General features: G+C 35.7%; 22 protein-coding genes. 2 read left to right on the top strand and 20 right to left on the bottom strand.

Going from position 1 to position 23,046, the window contains the following annotated elements:
* Positions 1–2,713, bottom strand: a 2,713-nt coding sequence (locus tag ES676_RS11735) for a choice-of-anchor L domain-containing protein (protein WP_148370523.1), incomplete at its 3' end; no start/stop codon positions are given.
* 343 nt (positions 2,714–3,056) lie between these two features.
* Here ES676_RS11735 and ES676_RS11730 point away from each other — a divergent pair.
* Both ES676_RS11730 and ES676_RS11725 read left to right on the top strand, forming a co-directional pair.
* Positions 3,057–5,093: a thioredoxin domain-containing protein gene (locus tag ES676_RS11730; protein ID WP_148370522.1), complete on the top strand. Its 2,037-nt coding sequence runs from the start codon at positions 3,057–3,059 to the stop codon at positions 5,091–5,093.
* Positions 5,094–5,243: 150 nt separating this feature from the next.
* The gene (locus ES676_RS11725) at positions 5,244–6,056 is read left to right on the top strand and encodes a mechanosensitive ion channel family protein (RefSeq protein WP_148370521.1); all 813 of its coding nucleotides are present in this window, start codon (positions 5,244–5,246) and stop codon (positions 6,054–6,056) included.
* Between the two features lie 225 nt (positions 6,057–6,281).
* Here ES676_RS11725 and tsaB read toward each other — a convergent pair whose 3' ends face one another.
* The 19 genes from tsaB to gcvH form a co-directional block, all read right to left on the bottom strand.
* Positions 6,282–6,959 (bottom strand): tRNA (adenosine(37)-N6)-threonylcarbamoyltransferase complex dimerization subunit type 1 TsaB, encoded by a 678-nt coding sequence (tsaB, locus tag ES676_RS11720; RefSeq protein ID WP_148370520.1) that lies wholly within the window; start codon positions 6,957–6,959, stop codon positions 6,282–6,284.
* Positions 6,960–6,961: 2 nt separating this feature from the next.
* A complete protein-coding gene (locus ES676_RS11715) occupies positions 6,962–8,290 on the bottom strand; it encodes a TolC family protein (protein WP_170234453.1) in 1,329 nt (442 codons plus the stop codon).
* Positions 8,280–9,398: an efflux RND transporter periplasmic adaptor subunit gene (locus tag ES676_RS11710; RefSeq protein WP_148370518.1), complete on the bottom strand. Its 1,119-nt coding sequence runs from the start codon at positions 9,396–9,398 to the stop codon at positions 8,280–8,282. Before ES676_RS11710 ends, ES676_RS11715 begins: the two co-directional genes overlap by 11 nt.
* A gap of 67 nt (positions 9,399–9,465) precedes the next feature.
* Entirely contained in the window at positions 9,466–10,707 is a 1,242-nt protein-coding gene (locus ES676_RS11705) for an ABC transporter permease (protein WP_148370517.1), read from the bottom strand.
* 81 nt (positions 10,708–10,788) lie between these two features.
* Positions 10,789–12,018: an ABC transporter permease gene (locus ES676_RS11700; protein WP_148370516.1), complete on the bottom strand. Its 1,230-nt coding sequence runs from the start codon at positions 12,016–12,018 to the stop codon at positions 10,789–10,791.
* Positions 12,011–12,712 carry an ABC transporter ATP-binding protein gene (locus ES676_RS11695; RefSeq protein ID WP_148370515.1) on the bottom strand — a complete coding sequence of 234 codons (702 nt, stop codon included), beginning with the start codon at positions 12,710–12,712 and terminating at the stop codon, positions 12,011–12,013. The genes ES676_RS11700 and ES676_RS11695 overlap by 8 nt, the downstream gene beginning before the upstream one ends.
* Before the next feature lie 237 nt (positions 12,713–12,949).
* Positions 12,950–13,171, bottom strand: a complete 222-nt coding sequence (locus ES676_RS11690) for a hypothetical protein (RefSeq protein ID WP_148370514.1) — start codon at positions 13,169–13,171, stop codon at positions 12,950–12,952.
* Between the two features lie 6 nt (positions 13,172–13,177).
* Positions 13,178–13,726, bottom strand: coding sequence for a DUF420 domain-containing protein (locus tag ES676_RS11685; RefSeq protein WP_148370513.1), 549 nt, complete (start codon positions 13,724–13,726; stop codon positions 13,178–13,180).
* A complete protein-coding gene (locus ES676_RS11680; protein WP_148370512.1) occupies positions 13,719–14,462 on the bottom strand; it encodes an SCO family protein in 744 nt (247 codons plus the stop codon). The genes ES676_RS11685 and ES676_RS11680 overlap by 8 nt, the downstream gene beginning before the upstream one ends.
* On the bottom strand, positions 14,446–15,174 hold the full coding sequence (locus ES676_RS11675) for a hypothetical protein (protein ID WP_148370511.1): 729 nt from the start codon (positions 15,172–15,174) through the stop codon (positions 14,446–14,448). Before ES676_RS11675 ends, ES676_RS11680 begins: the two co-directional genes overlap by 17 nt.
* 93 nt (positions 15,175–15,267) lie before the next feature.
* Positions 15,268–15,648, bottom strand: coding sequence for a cytochrome C oxidase subunit IV family protein (locus ES676_RS11670; protein WP_148370510.1), 381 nt, complete (start codon positions 15,646–15,648; stop codon positions 15,268–15,270).
* A gap of 22 nt (positions 15,649–15,670) precedes the next feature.
* The gene (locus ES676_RS11665; protein WP_148370509.1) at positions 15,671–16,669 is read right to left on the bottom strand and encodes a cytochrome c oxidase subunit 3; all 999 of its coding nucleotides are present in this window, start codon (positions 16,667–16,669) and stop codon (positions 15,671–15,673) included.
* 138 nt (positions 16,670–16,807) lie between these two features.
* Positions 16,808–17,389, bottom strand: a complete 582-nt coding sequence (locus tag ES676_RS11660) for a cytochrome c oxidase subunit 3 (RefSeq protein WP_148370508.1) — start codon at positions 17,387–17,389, stop codon at positions 16,808–16,810.
* 2 nt (positions 17,390–17,391) lie between these two features.
* Positions 17,392–18,285 (bottom strand): heme o synthase, encoded by an 894-nt coding sequence (cyoE, locus tag ES676_RS11655; RefSeq protein ID WP_148370507.1) that lies wholly within the window; start codon positions 18,283–18,285, stop codon positions 17,392–17,394.
* Positions 18,286–18,347: 62 nt separating this feature from the next.
* Positions 18,348–20,456, bottom strand: a complete 2,109-nt coding sequence (locus ES676_RS11650) for a gliding motility protein RemB (RefSeq protein WP_148370506.1) — start codon at positions 20,454–20,456, stop codon at positions 18,348–18,350.
* 114 nt (positions 20,457–20,570) lie between these two features.
* Positions 20,571–21,383, bottom strand: a complete 813-nt coding sequence (locus tag ES676_RS11645) for an energy transducer TonB (protein ID WP_148370505.1) — start codon at positions 21,381–21,383, stop codon at positions 20,571–20,573.
* Positions 21,384–21,496: 113 nt separating this feature from the next.
* Complete coding sequence (locus ES676_RS11640; RefSeq protein WP_148370504.1) at positions 21,497–22,213, bottom strand: energy transducer TonB; 717 nt, start codon at positions 22,211–22,213, stop codon at positions 21,497–21,499.
* Between the two features lie 59 nt (positions 22,214–22,272).
* A complete protein-coding gene (locus ES676_RS11635; protein ID WP_148370503.1) occupies positions 22,273–22,650 on the bottom strand; it encodes a VanZ family protein in 378 nt (125 codons plus the stop codon).
* Positions 22,643–23,023 carry a glycine cleavage system protein GcvH gene (gene gcvH / locus ES676_RS11630; protein ID WP_148370502.1) on the bottom strand — a complete coding sequence of 127 codons (381 nt, stop codon included), beginning with the start codon at positions 23,021–23,023 and terminating at the stop codon, positions 22,643–22,645. Before gcvH ends, ES676_RS11635 begins: the two co-directional genes overlap by 8 nt.
* Positions 23,024–23,046 lie beyond the last annotated feature (23 nt).

Below are 23,046 nucleotides of genomic sequence, written 5' to 3'. Positions count from 1 at the left end.
TTGGTTGTCCGCCAGAAACGGTCCCTGTGGTAGCATCTATTACAGCGCCATCCGTTGGTACTGGGTTAAACACATACGTTCCGCCTGGTGTTGCTTCTGTATCGACAATACCGCCGTCGCACGTTGGTGTCATTGTTATACTCGCATCATCTACTGATAAAACGGTAAGATCGAAAGTTGCTGTTGATGGGCATTGTCCAGTTGTGGTATACTCAATAGTGTACGTTGCTCCAGCCGTTCCGCTCAATACTTCTCCTGTTGCCGGATCGATCGTTGCTGTATCTGTTGGTAAAGGATTAAAAGTATAGGTTCCTCCTGCAGTTACGAAACTATCTACTGTCCCCCCGTCGCAAGTCGCTTGCATTGTAAATGATGAGTCGTCTCTAAGGTTAACAATTAAGTTAAATGCTGGTGTTGGTGAAGCGATGAAGCATCCTAAAGCACCTGCACTATCAACACGAACATAAATGGGTTCTGGGTTGACGACATTAATATAATCACTAACTAAAGCATTTGTTCCTGCATTAGCATCAGCGAATGTTGTATAATACGTTACCGTATAGTCTGTATTAGATTGTGTTCCTAATATAGTTGCATTTTGAGACTCTAAATCGAATGGTTCTGTACCATCGTTAGAAGCATCATCGCAAAGTTCCATATCTGGAGCTGGATTGTAAGTTATATTTAAGAAATTTAAGGTAAATAATTCTGTATCTACACAAGTTCCAGAAGTTGCATCTTCAATTCTTATAAAAACAGGCTCTCCATCTGTACCGGAATAGTTTGCAGGATCTAAAATAGGATTCGTTCCTGCGTCGGCATCTGCTTGAGAATTATAGTACGTAATACTAAACTGCGTAGGATCTTGAGTGCCTAAAGCTTCAGAATCATTTTCAGTAAGATCAAATATTACCGCTCCGTTGCCATCATTACACTCCGTTAAATCGTTAACATTATCAATTGTTGGTCCTGGAAGAAATTCAACAGTTACCGTATCAGAAGCTTGGCAACTCCCTGAGAACACAATTTCTACTGTATAGTCTCCTGCTTCGGTAGCATCGTAGGTAGATCCAGTTTCACCTGCAATAAGAACGCCATCCAAATACCAAGCATGCGTAGCCGAAGGTGTTTGAGTATCTAAAGTCACTGGAGCACCAGGGCATTGCGCTGTACCCGCTGCGATAGTGACATCATTTCCTAAATCACCTCCTAAATTAAAAGAGCCCGCTTTAAGAAATACGGCGGCATCATAAGCCGTGTCTTGATCGTCTGCAATCACCAATTTAATGGTATATACATTATTAGGAATTACAGCAGACGACGCCGTCATAGAAGTCGTATATCCCAGAAAGTTTGTTGGATTATTAGCTGGAGGCAAGCCGGTAGTAGGTCCATAATAAGAGTCAAAAAATATTGGATTTACAGACAGACAAACGTTATTATGCGTATTATCTCTAACAGTAAGTACAGATACCACATCTGTGGTACCTGGTACCATAGCTAAATTTGTAGTTATTCCAGTAGCTTGATCTGTTAATAAAAAGGCAAACGCATCGGTAAAACTACATTGAAACGTACCATATTCTTCAGAAGCAAAAATAAAATCGAAACTAATAGTATCGGCAAGGGGAACAAAATCAAACTGTATGTAAGATGCATTATTAGTAATTCCTGGTGTTAAACCTATAGCAGCTTCTAAGTCTGTATCACCTGGCCAAGCATTATTTCCTTCACTTTGCGTACCTACTTCTGGTCCTTCAGCAAGAACGGCAGACCCGGACGTCAATACAATTCCCGCCTCAAAGCCAAAATTACCACCTGTACTGCTAAAAGATCCTATTCCATTTACACTACCAAAATCACTTCCTGTACTAGAAGTCACATTGGAAACCCCTGCACAGTCGCTATTAATTAGCACGTCACTTATTAAACCATCTACAGTATAATCTGTTGTACTAACCTCTATATAAGGACTTGGAATAATTACTGTTATTGTAGTTTGTTCGCTACATCCCGTTGGGTTTGCATCGGTTACGGTTAATGTTACGGTATACGTCCCAAACCCGGTAAACACATGACTTGCAGATTGCCCTGTTGCCGGTGCTGTTCCATCACCAAAATTCCAAGAATATGTTGCTCCTGTTCCATCATCTGAAAACGTTGCACTTCCATCAAACGTAACCGTATCGCCATCGGCTATTATTATATTTCCGTCGCCGTCGGCTACAGGACTTGTGCTATCTATAGTTGGTGTAATCGTTTGGCAAGGCACTAAACACTCTATTGTTGCTGCCCAACCTGTTGTATTACCAGAACCATTACTTACAAAAACAAAAGTTAAACATCCCGAAGTGTTTCCTGGAGATGCGGTAATAGTACCTGGAAAAGCAGCCGCACCAGTACCTGACAAAACATCCAATACAGGAGCCGAGGTATCGTCTCCATCATAGACGGTTAAGGTATCTGCTGGGTTGCCTCCAAAAGCTGCCTGAGTACCAAACGCTGTAAAGGCCACTTGCACTGAGGCATCTACAGTATCTGGACATATAGTATATTCGAAATTTTCATCATTGCTGTAATTTGCCGAAGTTCCTCCAGAATCGTAGAAAACTCCAGAACAGGTATCAATGGACCCGTTTTGCATAAGCACATCTTGAGCAGATGCCGTAAAAAAAGTAAACACTAAAAGTATGAGTAATGTAAAATTCTTCATTATAATGAGGTTATTTTTCAATATTAGGTTAATCTATCTGCAATTATACTAATAATTACTGAGTTTTTATGACAACAATTCAGTCTAAATACCTCGTTAACTGTGTTAATTATCTATTCAATTAACCATTCATCTATTCAGTAAAGAATGTCTTCTAACAAATTGCTATCTACTATATAACAACATCTTCTAAAAAAACCCTACCGCCATTTCACAATTATTTAGAAAGATTAGTATTTAAAAACTGCTTCACTTCTAAAACATTAACTTTGATTTTATGAACTATTTTAGTTACCTCCTCTTATTCTTATTGTTAAGTTGCAACTCACAAATAAAAAAGCAAATGCAAAACCCTCATACCAATTCTCTAATTAATGAAACAAGCCCTTATTTATTACAACACGCTCACAACCCCGTAAATTGGAACGCTTGGAACACCGAGACTTTAGAACGCGCTAAATCTGAAAACAAACTTATTATTATTAGTGTGGGTTATGCAGCTTGCCATTGGTGCCACGTTATGGAACACGAAAGTTTTGAAGATGAAGACGTCGCCGAAATAATGAACGCTAATTTTATAAGTATAAAAGTAGATCGTGAAGAACGCCCAGATATAGATCAAGTGTATATGAATGCTGTACAATTAATGACAGGACAAGGCGGGTGGCCACTAAACGTTATTGCGCTCCCTGACGGACGACCAGTTTGGGGCGGTACTTACTTTAAAAAAGACCAGTGGACTCAAGCGTTAACACAGATTGCTAAATTGTACGCAAACAGCCCTGAGAAATTGTACGACTATGCTGATAAGCTTGAGCAAGGGATTAAAAATCTAGATGTTATTGTCCCTAATACTGAAGTGATTGATTTTCAGTCTAAAGATATCGAAAATGCTGTAGACTCATGGTCAGAACACTTCGATTTAAAATTTGGGGGTGTTAAAACACAACAGAAATTTATGATGCCTAACAACTATCACTTTCTGTTGCGCTATGCGTATCAGAAAAAAGATATAGAGCTTCAGAAATTCGTAAATACGACCTTAACAAAAATAGCTTATGGCGGCGTTTACGACCATATAGGCGGTGGTTTTTCTCGCTATTCGGTAGACTCAAAATGGCACGTACCGCATTTCGAAAAAATGCTCTATGATAACGGACAACTTGTAAGCTTATATGCCGATGCTTATTTAATTACAAAGGACCCATTATATAAAGAAGTCATTACCGAAACCTTAGACTTTGTTGCGCGAGAATTAACAACACCAAACGGCGCTTTCTATTCGTCTTTGGATGCCGATAGCAATACGAGTGAAGGGGTTCTAGAAGAAGGCGCCTATTACGTCTGGACAAAAAGAGAACTCGAAACTCTCTTAAAAAGCGATTACAAATTGTTTGCTGAGTATTACAATATTAATGCTTTTGGTTTCTGGGAGCATAAAAACTACGTCCTTATACGATCGGAAAGTGATCAGGACTTTACAACTAACCATAAATTATCTCAGCACGGGCTAAACACTAAAAAGCAAGAGTGGAAAACCCTTTTATTAAAAGAGCGCGCGAAACGCGAAACACCGCGATTAGATGATAAAAGTTTAACCTCTTGGAATGCTTTAATGCTTAAAGGCTACCTTGATGCTTACCGCGTTTTAGGAGACAAAACGTATTTGGATGCTGCTTTAAAAAACGCACATTTTATTGTAAACAATCAGTTAAAAGAAGATGGGAGTTTATACCATTCTTATAAAAACGACACTAGCAGCATTAATGGTTTTTTAGAAGATTACGCCACAACTATTGAGGCTTTTATCTTAGCGTACGAAATTACGTTAGACAAACAATGGCTTTATACCGCTCGGGATTTAACCAATTATGCTTTCGATCATTTTTATGACGCTGCTAGTAAAATGTTCTTTTTTACCAATAACAACGACGCGCGACTGGTATCAAGAAGTATAGACTATCGCGATAATGTTATTCCTGCAAGCAATTCAATATTTGCAAAAAATTTATTTAAACTCTCTCATTTTTTAGGCAATGCGTATTACTTAAAAACAGCAACTACAATGCTCCATAATGTGTCGCCAGAAATTACCGAGTACCCTAGCGGCTTTTCAAATTGGCTAGATTTAATGCTAAATTATACAGAGCCTTATTACGAAGTAGCGATTGCAGGTAAAGATGCTAAAGAAAAATTAAAAGAACTTAACGCTACTTATATTCCTAATAAATTAATCGTGGGTAGTACAACTGCTTGCAATTTGCCACTTTTAGAACATCGGTTTATAGATGGAGAGACCTTAATTTATGTTTGTGTAAATAAGAGTTGCAAACTTCCGGTAAGTAACGTAAACGCTGCCATACAACTGATAAAAGAATAACTGTATAACCCACGGGCGTTGCCGTCTAACATTTAGTACGGCATACTATAGCTGCGTATTTTTTAAATTTTTATAATAGAAATAACATTTTAAATTTGCATAAGCTTCCCAAAATGTTAAATTTTACGGTCTAATAAATTAAAATATAAAATGGAAACACAAAAATGGATCGATAAAGGATGGGAAGTCATTGTAGACCTTGGGCCAAAAGTTCTCGCAGCTATTGCAATATGGCTAATTGGTGGCATTATCGTTAAATACTTATTAAAAGGTATTAATAAAGCAATGGACAAAAAAGGTCTAGAAATTGGCCTAAAAAAATTCTTAAGCAATCTTATTGGTTGGGGTTTAAAAATTGTTTTAATTTTAGTTATTTTAGGAACAGTAGGTATTGAAACCACCTCCTTTGCTGCTGTTTTAGCGGCTGGTGGTTTAGCTGTTGGTTTGGCTTTACAAGGTTCACTATCTAATTTTGCAGGCGGCATTTTAATTATGATTTTAAAACCTTTTAAAATTGGAGATTTTATAGATGCTCAAGGGCAGTCTGGTACCGTGAAAGAAATCGATATTTTCAACACAAAATTACTCACCACGAATAATCAGGAAGTAATAATGCCAAATGGAGCGCTATCCAACGGCAACATTGTAAATTATAGTACCGAAAGCACCCGTCGTGTAAACTTAACATTTGGCGTTGGCTACGATTCGGATATTAAGAAAACTAAGGAGGTTATTTTAGGGGTAATTAATTCGCATCCCGCTATTTTAAAAGACCCTGCTCCTGCCGTAAACGTATCGGAATTAGCAGACAGTTCTATTAATTTTTTCACCAGAGCTTGGGTAAATCAAGCCGATTATTGGGATGTTCATTTCTATTTAATCGAGCGTACCAAAGAAGCATTCGACGAGGCTGGTATCGATATTCCTTACCCACATCAAGTCGAAATTCATAAAGAAGGCTAATGGTATAATAATGCGGTTTTGGGCGTTACCAAGAGAAAAACATGGTCGGGCTTTCACTACGCGCTTCCCGATAGTAATCGGGAGAGCTTAAACAAGCCGTTTAACCCCTAACGCAACCACGATTGCCCCTTGTAAAGTATTAAAACGATTAAGTAATTCTTAACGCGCGCTTGGTTGCAGCTTTATAAAAAATAAATGAGCAATTGCTTTTACAGTACTAATATTTTAGGGTTTTGGTTTTGGTTTTAAAGCCACAAAATCTTTTAAATAATAGGGCTCAAAATAAGCGACATCTTCGGTGTCGCTTTTTTTGTACTTAGCAAAAGCTAAAGCACCCATTGTACTTGCCGATGGTAATTTATGCTCTATAAACACCGCGTTTTCGTGCGGTATTAGTGTTTTAGTTTTCTCAACACCATTGCCAACAAAATAGACTTTACCGTTATTTAAATATGTTGCAAAAGCATCAGTATCTAATATTTGTGCTTCAATAGCACGCACCATTTCATAATCTGAGGAAAACACAGCCGAATACACTTCCATTCGTCTAGCATCTAGCATCGGTACAATCACGCCACTTTCCGCATTTACTTGGTGTGCTAACGCCTCTAAAGTACTTACTGCTATTAACGGGATCTCTAAAGCATAACATAAGCCTTTTGCTGCCGACACTCCAATACGTAACCCTGTATAAGACCCTGGGCCTTTACTAACCGCAATAGCGTCCAAATCTTCGCGCTCTACTTTTGCTTCTTTTAGAATGTTTGCGATAAATGTGTGTAAGCGTTCGGCATGCGAATAGTTATTATCGTAATCCTCTTTTAAAAGCAAAGTCTCTCCTTCTTTAGAAAGAGAGACAGAACAATTTGTTGTTGTTGTTTCTATATTTAATATTAAAGCCACGGCTATTCTGTTATTGGTTTTCCAAGATAGAAATCTAATACTTTCGTCTTAAAAATAAAATCATATTTCGCATTAATTAAAGACGACTCCGCATTTACTAAACGCAAACGCGATTGCTCTAAATCGAACGCATTCATCGCTCCTATATTATAGCGTTCTTGAGAGTTGTTAAATGCTAATTCTTGAGATTCTAAGGATACCTTTGCAGCGTCGTAAGCTCTGAACGCCGCTTTTGCATCGGTAAACGCACGTTGTATGTTCGACTCTAAATTTAATTTTGTTTGTTCCAAACGCAATTTGGCATTCTCTACTTGAATACGCGATTTCGCAACTGCCGTTTTATTTTGAAACTGTGAAAATATAGGTATATTAACACTCAAGGTAAAACGGTGCGATTTCTGATCGTTTAATTGTTGAAAAAACGGATCTTCATTTTGTTGTAAATTAGAATAAAACACATTCGATCCAAAACCGTAACCTAAAGAGACACTCGGGTAATATCCAGCTTTAGAAATTTCTGTTCCTAATTGTGATATTTCGATACCTTTTTCAGCGACTTTAACTTCATTTCTATTTGCTAAAGCATAATCTAAAATAGGAGACACATCGTTATACATTAATGCTTCCGAAGGTGAATCTATCTCTATAACTTCTACAGCGAAGCCTTCAAAAGGCACTTGTAATAATTGTGATAGTGTTAATAAAGATAACTCATAATTGTTTTCGGCTACCGTTACACTTTGCACGTCCCTACTTAAAGTGGCTTGCGCATCGTAAACATCGGCTCTTGGTTGTGCGCCTGCATCTACTAATTCGTTGACACGTTGTAATTGTTTTTGAGAAAATTCGTATTGTGCTTCTGCCGTTTCTAAATTTTCAATATTAAATAAAATATTTAAATACGCGTTCACGACGTTTAACGAAATATCATCTTTAATGCGGTCTAATTCTAACTGATTAGATTCTAAATTTAATTGCGATTGTTTGTATAAGTTCGTGTTTCTAAATCCGTTAAAAACGGTTTCATTTACGTTGAGCCCTAAACTGGTACTATTAGACGTTCGGTTGGTAAATTGCCCTTGAAACAACTCCACATTACCTGTAGAAAAACTATGATTAGCATTAGCGTTAACCGATGGTAAAAACTGCCCTTTTGCAGCAATAATATCTTGCTGATTCGTCAATAATGTATTCGACGCCTGTTTTACAGTAATGTTATTATCTAGCGCGTAATTAACACTTTCTTGCAACGTCCATTGCTTGTCTTGCGCTAAAGCGGCGAAACTTAGACTTAAAGCGACTACTGTTGCGAAAATTGTTTTAGTTTTCATCCTCATCGTTATTGTCTTTTAATGCTTTGTTCCACACTTTAATTTTATCACCTTCTTTTACACCGTCCGTTATTTCGATGTTTATTCCATCTGAAATACCAAGTTCCACATTTTTCTTTTCGTACTGACCATCGCCCACCATTAATTCTACATACGGTTTTTCGGTAATACGGTTAAATTGAAGTAGCGCTTCTTTTATAACTAGAACACTGTCTTTACTTTCCATTTCAATCTCTGCATTAGCACTGTAACCTGCTCTAATTTTTGTAGACTCTTCAATATCGACATCCGCTTTAATTGTAAACTGTACTGCGCCATTTTCCTCGTTTCCTTTTGGTGCAACGAACGTTAATTTTGCTGGGAACTTTTTCTCGTTAATCGCTCCTAATATCACTATGATTTCTTTACCTTCTTGAAGCTTACCAACTTCAGCTTCATCGACTTTTCCTTCAAAAATCATTTTACTCATATCGGCAATAGTAGCGATTGTTGTTCCCGCATTAAAACTATTACTTTCTATAACTTGATCACCTTCCCTTACCGGAATTTCTAATACGGTACCAGGAATTTGTGCAGTAATACTCGTGTTTGCAGAACCTCCGCCAGAGAGCGAACCACGTTTTATAATCTGGTAGTTATTCTGTGCTTGGCTTAACGATTCACTCGATTGATTTAGTGATAACTGGCTATTTTCGAAATCTTGTTTAGAAATGACTCCTTTATCAAACAACACTTTGTTTCTATCGTACAATGTCTTGGCGTTATTATAAGATAATTTAGCTGAATTAATTTGGCTATTTGCACTTACTAAACTTTGCTCGTTAGGCACAACTCTAATCGTTGCTATTAAATCGCCTTTCTTAACAATATCGCCTTCTTCAACTAATATTTTATCGATAATTCCTGCAATTTGTGGTTTCAATTCGATTTCTTCTTCAGGATTTAATTTTCCTGTAGCCACCGTTTTAGTTCTTATTGACGTGTAGAAAGGTTCTTCGACTTTAAAGTCTTCAACCCCTTTAGAGTTGGAGTCGCTAAAATATTTTAGAACATAAACTAGAGCAATTACCAAACTTACCCCAATAATTATTTTTAATGCTTTTTTCATTTTTAATGTATTTAATAACGTTGGTTATAAAAATCTATTCGTTTTTATGGTTTATATATAGTATTAATTATTCTTCTCTTAACGCGTCTATTGGCTTAATGCTGGTGGCCTTAAATGCAGGTATTAGTCCAATAAGTGTTCCTAAAAACACGAGAATAAGCAAGGCAATAAAAACGACAGCAATAGGTACCGAGGCATTTACAAGAACGGCTTCGTCCCCTTGCCCAAATGCGGCATTTAATCCAATTAAGATCCAACCACCACTTATAATTCCCAAAAAGCCGGCAATAAGAGTAATAAAAACGGCTTCGACAATAATTTGTCGTTTTATCTCGAAAGGTGTTGCTCCTAAAGCACGGCGCACACCAATTTCTTTAGTTCGCTCTTTAACGGTAATTAATAAAATATTACCTATGGCAAAAACCCCGGCAATTAATGTTGCAATACCCACGAACCAAGTTAAAAATTGCATTCCTGTTAAAAAGCCTGTAAGTTTAGCAAACTCTTTACCTAAGTTAAAACTACCAAAAGCACGATCGTCCTCCGGGTGAATTCTATGTAAATTTTTAAGCATTAGTTTGGCATCGGCTTCAATTTGGGTAATATCGGCCTCTGGTTTACCGGTAATCATTATCCAACCAATATCATTTCCTTGATTGTATATTTGTTGAAACGTAGTAAACGGAATATGAAGATCGCTCGTAGGCCCCATACTTCTATTTCCGTTTTCGAACATACCAACAACCATAAAGTTGATACTATTTATTTGAATGTATTCACCAATCATTTCAGCATCTTTTTGAAATAATTGCTTGTAGATTTCTTCTGAAATGATGACTACTTTTTTATTGGAATCGATATCATTTTGATTGATAAATCGTCCGTGAATCATTTTCTTTTTCTGAACGCGATCTAGTAAGGGGTAATCGCCATTTACGCCAAAACTTCCGGACAAAAAATTTCTGGTAACCACTCCCTGATTTTGATTTCTAGGCACTACAAACTCTACACCATCAATATTTTCTTCTAGCTTTTTAGCATCAAATAAGGTAAGTACTACTTGTTTTCCTTCTTGAAATCCTTTAAAAGGTTTACTAGTACTTTGCCCCCACACAAAGACACTATTGGTTGCGAAGCTTCCGAAGAGTCTATTAAAAGAATTCTCTAGTCCTTTTGCCGAGCCCAGCAAACCAATTAATAGCAAAACACCCCACCATACGCCAACCATAGTTAACACTGTACGCAGTACATTTTTACTTAAGCTATCGTAAACTTCTTGCCAGGTATCTCTTTCGAATAAAAATCTCATTTGTTAATTCTTATTGGTTGGTTACTCATTATTTGATTTGAGGCCGTATTAAACACTGCTGTTAATTCTATATTTACTTTATTAATCATCTCGTAACGCAACTATAGGTTTAATTTTCGATGCTTTTTTTGCCGGTAAATAACCTGCAATTCCACCAGCAGCAATTAAAGTTACGGTCGCACTTACAACTAAGCTTAAACTTACTTTGGGATCTTTAATAAAAAACTTCTCTAAACTGGGACCAACCAACTCGAGAACGCCCATTCCTATTACCAAACCAAGAAATCCTGCGATTACGGTGATAAAAATAGATTCCATTAAAATAATAGATACAATAGATTTAGGTGAAGCGCCTAGGGCTTTTCTAATACCAATTTCTTTAGTTCTTTCTTTTACAATAAAAATCATAATATTACTAATCCCTACTACGCCAGCGATAAGTGTACCAAAACCAATAACGAGAACAATCATTCCTAATCCCGTTGTCATTTGGTTAATACCTTTAGCTTCGTTGGCTAGATTTCGTACTCGCACAGCACGTTGGTCGCTTTCTGCCACCGAGAACCGATCTTTTAATTTTTTCGTTAGTAAACCACTAAAGGCAATCGCCTGGTCGTAACCCATTGCAGGGTTATAGGTAAGATTAATTTGATCTATATAATCGTTATTACCATAAATTTGTTGTGCCGTTGAAATAGGCATATAAATTAAGCGCTCTTCGTTATCGCCACCATCGTCTTCAAACACTCCAACAACTTTATACTGTATTCCGTTAAGATTAATATATTTACCAATTGCCGTTGTTTTTAAAAACAAATCATTTTCTACCAAACGACCAATTACAACTACTTTGGTGTTTTCATTTAAATCTAATTGATTAATGTAACGCCCTTGAGTCACTTTTGTGTTTTCCAAATACTGGTGATCAGGATGTACCGCTCTTACAGAATAGCTATTTTTTTCATTTTGAAAAGAAGCATTAACATTTTTATACACTCGAGCTGTAATAAACTGTACTTTATCGCCGAACTCTTTTTTTATATAATCGTAATCTTCGTTCTTGAATTGAATTTGACGTCCCGCTTGCAAGCCTTTATTCGCTTGTGTTGTACGTCCAGAATTAATAAAAATAGAATTGGTAGCATCGTCTTTAAAAGCCTCATCGAACGTATTGGTTAGCCCGTTTGTAATACCAAAAAGAATGGCAAAAAGCAGAATAGCAAACGTTACCGTAAAACCAGAAAGTAAGGTTCTGGTTCTGTTCATATTTATACTCTGAAATATTTCTCTCCAAAGGTCTCTATCAAACATATTGCGAAGCTCTAACTTGTTCTACAAATTTATCTTCCATAATAACACCGTCTACTAAGCGCACAATACGTTTGCACATATCTGCAATATCTTCTTCGTGAGTTACTATTAAAATAGTTTTCCCTTCGTCGTTTAATTGTTGTAGAAACGCCATTATTTCATAGGAAGTTGTGGTATCTAAAGCTCCGGTTGGTTCATCGGCTAAAAGCAGTTTAGGATCGGCTGCCAATGCTCGCGCAATTGCAACACGCTGTTTCTGCCCACCAGATAATTCGCTTGGCAAATGTTCTGCCCACGCTTTTAAACCTACTTTTTCTAGGTGAAACAGACCTTTTTCAATACGCTCTTTACGTTTTAAACCTTGATAGTATAATGGCAATGCCACGTTATCTAAGGCGTTTTTATAATTGATAAGATTAAACGATTGAAAAATAAAACCCAAAAATCTATTTCTATAAATCGCTGCTTTTTTCTCGGTAAGATTTTTAATTGGGACATTATCTAGGATATAATCGCCTTCATCTGCTTCATCTAGCATTCCTATAATATTTAGAAGTGTAGATTTACCCGAACCAGAAGATCCCATTATCGCGACCATCTCTCCACTCTCTACAGAGAGATCAATGCCTTTTAAAACGTGTAAACTTGAATCACCTATGGGATAAGACTTGTGCAGTTTGTTAATTTTTAGCATATGAATTGGCTTTTTATTGCGTACTGATTTTACAGGAATATAATAATTAGACTGTTAGTATTCAAAAATGTTACATCATTTATAAAAATAAATAAATAAAAAATCTCCAGTTGCGCGTTCAACTACAGATCTAAGCCCTATAACGAACACATTTAGTACTAAAACATAAATGACAGTTTAAAAAAAAAGCTTCAGATGATAACATTTGAAGCTTTACAGTACGATTGGCTATTCCAATTACGCCTTAGGTTTTGTAAAATATTTCCGATAGATAAAAAACCCTAATCCAAAGACTAACACATAAGGCACAGCCATTAAATACACGATTCCGTTGTTAATTCCTTTTGCAGTGCCTTGACCTGCTTCACTCTCTAATACGGCGCGACACATAGCACATTGCGCGTTACTGTTAATAAAAAATAGAAACGAAAATATAAAAAATAAGAGTTTAGTTTTCATAATAATTTAGGTGTAATACGGTGATATCATAATATAGATTACAACGCCAGTAACTGCGACGTATAACCATAATGGGAATGTAACTTTAGCGATTTTTTTATGACGCTCAAAGTTTCCTGAAATAGCACGAACATAGGTTATTAAGACAAACGGAATAACAACTACCGAGAGTACAATGTGTGTAAATAAAATAAAATAGTAAATGTATTTTATAACACCTTCACCTCCAAATTTAGTCGAATCACTCGTGGTATGATACGCAATATATAGTAATAAGAAACTTACCGACAAAAGTATAGCAAACTTCATTAGACGTTCGTGAAGCTTTACTTTTTTATTTAATACAGCTATTAGTGCTACTACTAAAACTAAAGCCGTAAGCGCGTTAATTGACGCATATATTGGCGGTAAAAAAGTAAGCGGTTGGACATCGAACCCTAATTCTCTTAAATTGACGCCAAAAAGTGCAGCAACAGCTACGGGTATAACTATGGATAAAACAACGATCCATTTATTATACTTCTTCTCATTTGCGATGTTTTCGGTACTATTCATTTAACAACTTTTTAATGTCCTCTTTAAGCATTGAAATCTCTTGTTCATTACCATCTTCATCATATTTTTCCTTTTCGCTGATGATTCCTTTATAGAAAATTTTCGGATTTCCGAAGGCATCTAATCGCGAACGCACAAATCCATTTTTATCTATTAATGCAAAATCTCCAGAATGCTCAAACCCTACTTCGTCCTCTACTTTAGCAACATATATATTAAAACCTTTGTTAGCTAATTCGTAAATATCTGCTTCGTTTCCCGTCATTAAATTCCAGTTTGGATTGGTTACGCCGTATTCTTCGGCATATTCTTTTAAAATAGCTGGGGTATCGGTTTTTGGGGTAATAGAGAACGATGCAATACCAAAATCGGTAGTTCCCTTAAATACATCTTGAATCTCCACCAAGTTTTTATTCATTCGAGGACATATTGTTGGGCACGTTGTAAAAAAGAATTCTACAACATAGACTTTACCTTTATAATCCTCTTGAGAAATGGTTTCTCCATCTTGATTGGTAAAGCTAAAATTTGGTACTTTTTTGCGTTTCCCATTAATCTCAATAAACGATAACGCATCGTCACTAGAAAAGTTATTGTCTTGACCAGCACTTAAACGATCGCTTCGTGAGATGTCGTTATTTTTTACTCTATTTACAATTTTAGGCACAAAAATAATCCCAAATAATAGAATAATGAAGGCAATTCCTATGTACGAATAATTAGTTTTCTTTTTCATGATCTGGTTTTATTTGGTTTGCGCGACGTGTAGACGAATCAAATTCTCCTTTTCGCTTTTGTCTATATTCTGTAAATAACACACGTAAATCGTCTGCTCCCATTTTATTCTTCAAAATGGCTACTTTGGTGCAGTTGTAGGCTGTTAACGGATAGACTAGATCATTCTTTTCAATCTCTTTATCTGTTCTATCGTCCAAACGCCCTCTTTGGTTTAAATCCTTATCTACAATAAACACATAGTCTGAAGCGTAATTGCTATCTAAACTTAAAGTGGATCGTAAATTATTAAACAGTTTTTGACTATCATCATTATCGACAAATACAAAATGCCAATACTTTAACTCATTGTATTTATTTAGCTCTTGTTTTAAGCGATAAGCACCGTCTTCTGATCCTTTAGAGACTAAAATAACGACTTGAAACTTTTTAAATCCTTGAAACTTATCGTAGATAAGCTCCCGTAGATTGGACATTTGTTTAATTTTTAATTCGGGATCTGTTCCTAAGAAAGCAATAACAGAGATATGATCTTCTAAAACAATATCAGAATTTGCATAAGACGTTAAATTCTGAACGTCTAATACGTTTTCTTTAACAATGTTTAAGGGTGTGTAGTTGTTCGTTGAAGGGTATAAAAACAACAAAAAGATAACGGGTAAAAAAAATAACGTTATAAGTATAGCTGTTTTTTTAACTTTTTTAATATCCATCGCAAACGTGTCGTTTTATGAGTTTACAAAAATAGAAAAGGTGGTTTAAATAAACCACCTTTTCTCTATGTTTAACACTAAATTAATTAGTGACTAAAATGTATTTTTTACAAACCCGTTTCTAAACACAGACTCGATGTAACCGCCTTCTTGTAATAGAACAAACATAAGGTAACTAATTAAGAAAACGCCTGTCCAAACTATTACTCTTCGCAACGCTGGTTTTTCGTCTCTTAAGTGCATAAAATCCCATGCTATATAATATGCTTTCACTAGGGTTAAGATAATGAAAATCCAGTTTAAACCTTTCATTCCTAAAACCTGTACCATTAAAATTTCAGGCTTATAAATACCTAAAACAACTTCTACTCCTGTTATAAAAGATAAGAAAATTAAAACACCCCAGATTTTTTGAGTGTTTGACTTAAATTTTAATAAACCTTGAAATATTTCTAATTTGTGCTCTTGTGCCATTTTTAAATACTCTTATTATGAATTAAACTAAGTAGAAGAATGTAAATACAAATACCCATACTAAATCTACGAAGTGCCAGTATAAACCTACTTTTTCTACCATTTCGTAACTTCTTCGTTTTTCGTATGTTCCTAAGATCACGTTAAAAAACACGATAATATTAATAACAATACCTGAAAACACGTGAAACCCGTGAAAACCAGTAATAAAGAAAAAGAAGTCTGCAAATATTGGCGCACCATATTCATTTACATGAAGGTTTGCACCGTGCACTACTTGTTTTCCGTTATCTGTAATTTGCTTTATTGATTCGTCGCGAGATAACACTGTTTTATGTCCTTCTTCTGTTAATATTTGAGTTCTAACTAACACCTCCGGATTGGCTTTTAGGCCCTCTAGCACTTCATTTACGGTAAACTTAGGCATTGGCGCTCCTGTTTCGTACCACAGACCATTTTTACGCTCGTGTACTACACGTTCAGTTTTCACCACTTGTGCAAAATCGGCCACTGCCACTCTTTGAAATGTTTCTTTATCGTCTACCGTTGTATATTTACCAAACTGCAAGATATTACCTCCTTTAGTTTGAACAGCTCCATATTCTCCTTTAATAAAAGTGTTCCATTCCCAAGCTTGAGAGCCGACGAATATAATACCACCTATAATGGTAAAAAACATATACCAAGTTACTTTGGTTTTATTTAAATGATGTCCTGCATCTACAGCCAATACCATAGTTACTGAAGACATAATTAAGATAAATGTCATAAAAGCAACATATATCATTGGGTAACTTCCGTGAAAAAACGGAACGTGTGTAAACACCTCATCGGCAATTGGCCAAGATTCTATAAATTTAAATCTTGAAAATCCATAGGCTGCTAGAAACCCCGAGAATGTTAAGGCATCTGATACGATAAAAAACCACATCATCATTTTACCATAACTGGATCTTAGTGGCTCGTTACCACCTCCCCATGATTTACCTTCTTTTCCAGTGGTTTCAACTGTAGTCTCCATAAAGTGTAATTAGTTTATATATGTGGCACAAAAATAATCAATTTATTATACTAAAGAAATAGTACGTGATTTAAATTTGAGTTCCGGTTAATTTGGTTGTTAATGTCTGCTACGAGTGGGCTTGTTTTAAATAGAAAACTAGCTCAAGAAATATAAAAACAAAAAGAGATAGACCCAAAGTATATCAACAAAGTGCCAAAATGTACCTGCCAATTCCAAGCCCAACATATTAGTGGCTGTATACTTTTGTTTAAAATGATTATAAATTACAACCACCAAACAAATAAGCCCTACTAGTACGTGTAAAATGTGAACAAACGCAATTAAAAAGACAAATGAAGCCTTAGGATCGCTAGTAGGACCCGTTAAATAATAGCCAGCTTCTATTAATTGTTGAAAGCCTAAAAACTGCATTGTAATAAACGCAATACCTAAAGCTAAAGTAATCACTAAATAGGAGGTCGTTGCCGATCTGTTATTTTGTTTTAAAGCACGTTTTGCGAGCATAAACGTAATACTACTTATAACAATAGCGAATACACTAAAGATAAAAACGTTTGGCAATTGCAAATCTTCCGTCCAATCTGGCCGTGCGCTACTTACTATTACCGCACTTGTTAGTCCTGCAAAAGACATAATAAGTGAAACAATACCAAACCAAAGCATCATTTTTTTGGCTCTATTATTTTTTTCTTGAAGCGTTCCTTGAGTTAAGTCCATAATTATCGAATAAATTTATCTATCACGTAGACAATTTGAATTAAAGTAATATATAAAACACTGGCTAACATTAACTGTTTCGCCGCTTTTTCTGTCATTTTCTTAAACAACTGAATCGCATAAAACAACATAAACAGTCCGAAAGCGAAAACAATAACCGCTGCAATAATAGACAGTTTTAATTCCCCCGTAATTCCAAAAACCGGAACAATAGAAATTAAAATTGTCCAAATGGTATACATTATTGTCTGCACAGCAGTACCTTTATCTTGTTTACCGGTGGGCAACATAAAAAAGCCACCACGCTTATAATCGGTGTAAAGAAACCACCCAATAGCCCAGAAATGTGGAAATTGCCAAAAAAACTGCAATGCAAATAACGTACCGGGCTCAATACCAAAAGTATCGGTAGCGGCAACCCATCCTAACATAAAAGGAATAGCGCCAGGAATAGCACCGACAAATACCGATAATGGTGTTTTTGTTTTTAAAGGCGTATAGACACACGTGTATAAAAAGATAGAAATAGCACCAAACATCGCTGTTTGTTTGTTTATAGAGTATAAAATTGAAAGCCCTAAAACAGTAAAAACCGAAGCAATTATAAAGGCTGTTTTTACAGACATTCGTCCCGCAGGAATTGGTCTGTTTCTAGTGCGATGCATTAAAACATCTAAATCTTTTTCTATGATTTGATTAAAAGCATTAGAGGCTCCAACCATAAAATAACCACCAAGAGCTAATAATGCAAGCACTTTAAAGCTCACCTCGTCTACCCCAAGCAAATAACCTGCTATTGAAGAGAACACCACACTTAATGCTAATCGCATTTTTGTGATTTCTTTAAAATCTGAAAGTAAACTGTGTTTTACTCTTGGTGTTGCTGTTTTACTCAAAATAGGGCTTTGCTTTACAAGCTGTTTTTTAGCTGTTGCAAAGATACTTTGAAAAAGTAATTCTACAAATCAAAATACCAATTAAATAAGTCTGTTTTAAGTCCTAAACTAAACCATACCGTATTATTGTTTAGCAAAGAAGTTGTTTGTGCTTCTGGATTAAAGTTTCGGTAGCTAATATTAGCAAAGAGTTTTAAATTTGAAGCTGGATTTACCAAGTAACCTCCTTGTAAACTCGCGTTAATTGTTTTTGTTTTTATACCTTGCCCTATGTCCACTCCGGTATCAAAAGGTCGGTCGTTGTAATTTTTATAAATATCGCCACCATAACTAAAGGTATCTGCATCATCATTAACATCAAAACCACGAATACCATACACCAATTTCGCTTCTCCCATCCAACGTTTGTAATTATAGCGCCCAATTAAAATAAGCTCTTTAAAATTAGCACCCCATAAATGGGCCATCGGCTGGTTATTATGTCCGTAATTTAATTCGATAGAATTATGAGAATACGTATACGGTCGTACTTGATTATATTCTACTTGAAGCATTAAGTTCTTCACTTTAAAAGCATCGTAATACTTCGCTCCCAATTGATAGCCATACTTATTTTTCCAACTTTTCTCACCACCTTTTATATCCTTTAGCGAAAACTCATCTAGAATAAATTGTCCGTAAAAATTTACGTTATCATTGAGTTTATATTTTCCTGAGGCCCCTACAATTGCATTTCCTGCATCTTGTCCCGTTTCAAACTCTATCGCTCTGTAAAAAATAATAGGGTTTAAATAATTAATATCGAAACCGCGATCGTTACTATTTGTCCATACTACAGATTCGAATAAACCAATGTTTAAACGTTTGTTAACGTTCCAACTTAAATAGTGATTCGCTATATATTTTGTTAAAAACGCGCCGTCTTCGGTCACTTCTGGTCGCACATCGCGCAACCACGTGTACGTATTTGTGTATTTTATTTTCCAGAATTTGGTGTTCAGTTTTAAAAATGGGTGCGGACTAGCAACATCACTTTGAAATAAAGAGCGGTAACCGTCGCCAATAAATGTTTTACCATGACCAAATTGAACATTTATAAAAGAGGAAGGACTGTACGAAAGATAAGCCTCTGCTACTGGATAATCGTAAGCATCTTCTTTAAAGCGTTTGGCAATTCCGCGACCGGGAATGATTGCCGGGTCAGGGCCAAATGCTTTTAGAGATTCGGCATATGTATTATAATATTGAGCAAATCGTCCTTGGCTTTCGTAAACCGAGGCAGAAAAACTTAAATTTTTACCTAATCCACCTTGAATATAAACCCCTCTCGTGTTATTAAATGTAGCATTAAAATCGGCATCAAAATCTTTACCGATTTGTAAATCTAACACAGGGTCGATAGTGAACCAATAGGATTTGCTTTGCACTTGCACAAAATGCTCATTCCATAATTTTCTTCCAAACCACGAATTTGTTTCTTTTTTTAACGCTTTATTTTCTGATTTAAAATCATAATAATTAGAAACATCCTCGTATAAATAAGGTTTGGAGGCGGTATGGCTATTGGTTCCGACTAAATTAATAGCACGATCAAATTTCGCATAATTACTATGCGTAAACGGAATATTTAATTGACTGCTATATTCTTTTTCAGAATACGGCACCAAACTTTGTGAAACACTATCGAATTCTTTTTTTGCTTCTTGCTCTAAAACCGAGAGCTCTTGCTCTGTGTTCTTGCCTGATAACTCTTCGGTTAAAACAATTCTATCTTTTAATGGAATAGCTAAAGCAATCGAGTATTGTTTAAAAGTTGCCTTACCATTATACGTCGCTGGCTTCACTTTTGGAAAAGCGTTGAACACTCTAATCGCTTCTGTTTTTAAGGTATTGTAAACGGCATCTACATACATCACTCCAAAAGCTCCTTTAGCATCTACTTCAAAGAGAATAATCACTTCGCCTTTGTAATTCTCATCTACCAATGCCTTAGGTACATTAAAATTCTCGAAGAGAAATTGATACACTTTAGTATCAAAACATTTTTGAATATCCGCTAACGGCTCTTTACTACACGTTTCAAAAACTGGCGGTTTTTCGTTCGTTGTGTTATTCTGCGATAAGGTAATTAGTGGTAGGCAAAAAAGTACTCCTAGCAAGCGAAGCTTCATAAGAAATGGCGTTTATTTTTGCGAAATATAGTGTTTTTTAATGAAGAGAAAACAGAAAAAAAGCGGCTATTGCTTTTCTTAATATCCACTTAGTTTATTTTATAAAGGATTAGACTAATTTTGTATATCAAAAATAATAGGAAGACTGTATAATACCTCCACGACACTATCGCCGTTTTTACCGGGTTGCATTCTTGGTATATCACTTATTACTCGTCGTGCTTCTTTCTCTAATTCTATTCTTGGCGCTCTTGTCTTTAAAACTACCACTTCACCTTGTTTGTTAATTTTAAAAAGAACATCAATTTTTTGACGTCCAATTAAACCTAAATCGGGAGCTAAATCAGCATCGAATTGTTTTTTGACAAATCGCCCTAGTTTCTCAGACATACAGTGTCGTCTGCCCAAGTTTGTGGTTTCACTTTCACAACCAGGATACACAGGCACGAATTGAACCGCCAAAATACTTACTGGTTCCTCGGGTTTTTCGATGTTTAAATCTGGTGCGTTTGTTGATAACACCGCTCTAGCAGGCCCTACAAATTCATTTTGTTGCGTTGTAATAAATACAACATCGTTCTTTGCACTAATAGCGTCGTTATCTGTAACTTGAATAACTTCGGTAATAACTTGAGTCTCTATTTTATTCATAGAGGAAATCTTTTCTGTCGGCTCCCTATACACTTCAAAATTGCTTTCAGTGTAATCTATATCTTCAACTATTTGAACCTCTTGATATATAATACGTTTTGAACTCACTTTAGATTTAGACTCTAAGGCTAGATAACTACCGAGCAAGCATATTATTAATCCGATCTGGAAATAAAGCGATGCGTTGTATTTTAAATCCGTTTGTTTTTTTCCAGATTTAGTAACACTTTTACCACTATCCTGAAGCTTACCTACTTTAATAATTGATTTTTTCATAATAATCGATTTTAAATGTTAATATTATTATAAATAATCAATAAGTGTACCAAACAAAAAAATCCCACTACGGCTTGTAGTGGGATTTTTTAAGAGTATTACTAAACGTACTGTTACTGAATGTTAAATGATATTGGTAAATAGAACGTTACCTTAACAGGCTTCCCTCTTTGTTTACCTGGTTTCATTTGAGGTATTAAACCTACAACACGTTGTGCTTCCTTTTCTAATCTTGGGTGCGGTGCTCTAGTTCTAACGTTTACAATATTTCCTACTTTATCAATAGTAAAGAAAACGCTAATTTTTTGTTTTCCACTTAAACCAAGTTCAGAACCTAATTCAGCATCAAACTTTTTTCTAACTATCTGATTAATCTTATCAGACATACATTTCTTTTTCTGTGCGTTCGTACCACTCTCACAACCTGGGAAAATTGGCACATTTTCTATTACAGCAAAAGAGACTTCTACATCCTCTTCAATTTCTTCAATCACTACTTCCTCGACCTCAACAATCTCTTCTTCTTGACTCGTTTCGGTAGATTCGATAACCGTTTCTTCAATTTCTTCTTCGTCTTCTATAACATCAATAACCTCTGGCGCTGGTGGTGGTGGCGGAGGTGGTGGCGGTGGTGGTGCTTGCATTGTAATTGGAATGTCTTCTTCCAATTCATCGGCCACGTCAAGTTGAGCAATGTCAACGATCTCTTTGTCGTAGGTCTTGTAGTTAATGGCGAAATTTGTTAATAGTAACATTAACACCATCCCAACCGCAAAATAAAGAGAACTGTTTCTCCCTACGTTAGATTTCGGATTTTTTTTAGGTTCCATAAATTAATTTTTTTTCCTGAGTGCTAATTTAACTATTTATTTGTAAAAAAAGCAAAGGTTTATTTATTTTTTAATTCTTTAAAGCGTAAGCCTAGTATTATTAACACAGCAACAACTGTGCCTAAAACGTTTGCTAAGATATCGTTAAAGTCTGTAACACGATTCTGTGTTATAGTTCCTTGCAGCACCTCTATAATTACTCCAAAGATAATGGCTGCTCCAGCAGCATAGATTACAGACTTTAGCACTTTTATATTAAACGTTACGCTTAGCGTTAAAAACCAAAAGCTTGTTAGAATACCGTGAGCCATAGCGTGTAAAACTTTATCACTATTAGTAGGTAACTCTTGGGTGATACTATTAACGTTTAATAAACTGGCCAACAGTAATACACAAGTATACGCTACACTTAAAAAACATAAACCCTTTTTAAGCACTGATCATAGCTTTGTAATCGCTATCTGACATTAACCCTTCTATTTGCGAAGCGTCAGAAAATTTAATTTTAATAATCCATCCCTCTCCATAAGGATCTGTGTTTACCTTTTCTGGCTCGTCTTCTAAAGCGTCATTAAACGCGATAATTTCTCCCGATAATGGTAAAAATAAATCTGATACCGTTTTTACGGCTTCAACAGATCCAAAAACTTCTTCAATTTCTAAAGTGTCATCTACCGTATCAATGTCTACATAAACGATGTCTCCTAATTCGCTTTGTGCAAAATCTGTAATCCCTACAGTTGCTACGTCTCCTTCTACTTTAACCCATTCGTGGTCTTTAGTGTACTTTAATTCTGATGGTATATTCATTATTTTATTTTTTACAAAGGTAT

This window comes from Bizionia saleffrena (assembly GCF_008086175.1).
GTDB lineage: Bacteria > Bacteroidota > Bacteroidia > Flavobacteriales > Flavobacteriaceae > Bizionia > Bizionia saleffrena.
Note: the sequence above shows the minus strand (reverse complement) of the source record. Positions and strands in the feature narration are given on the sequence as shown.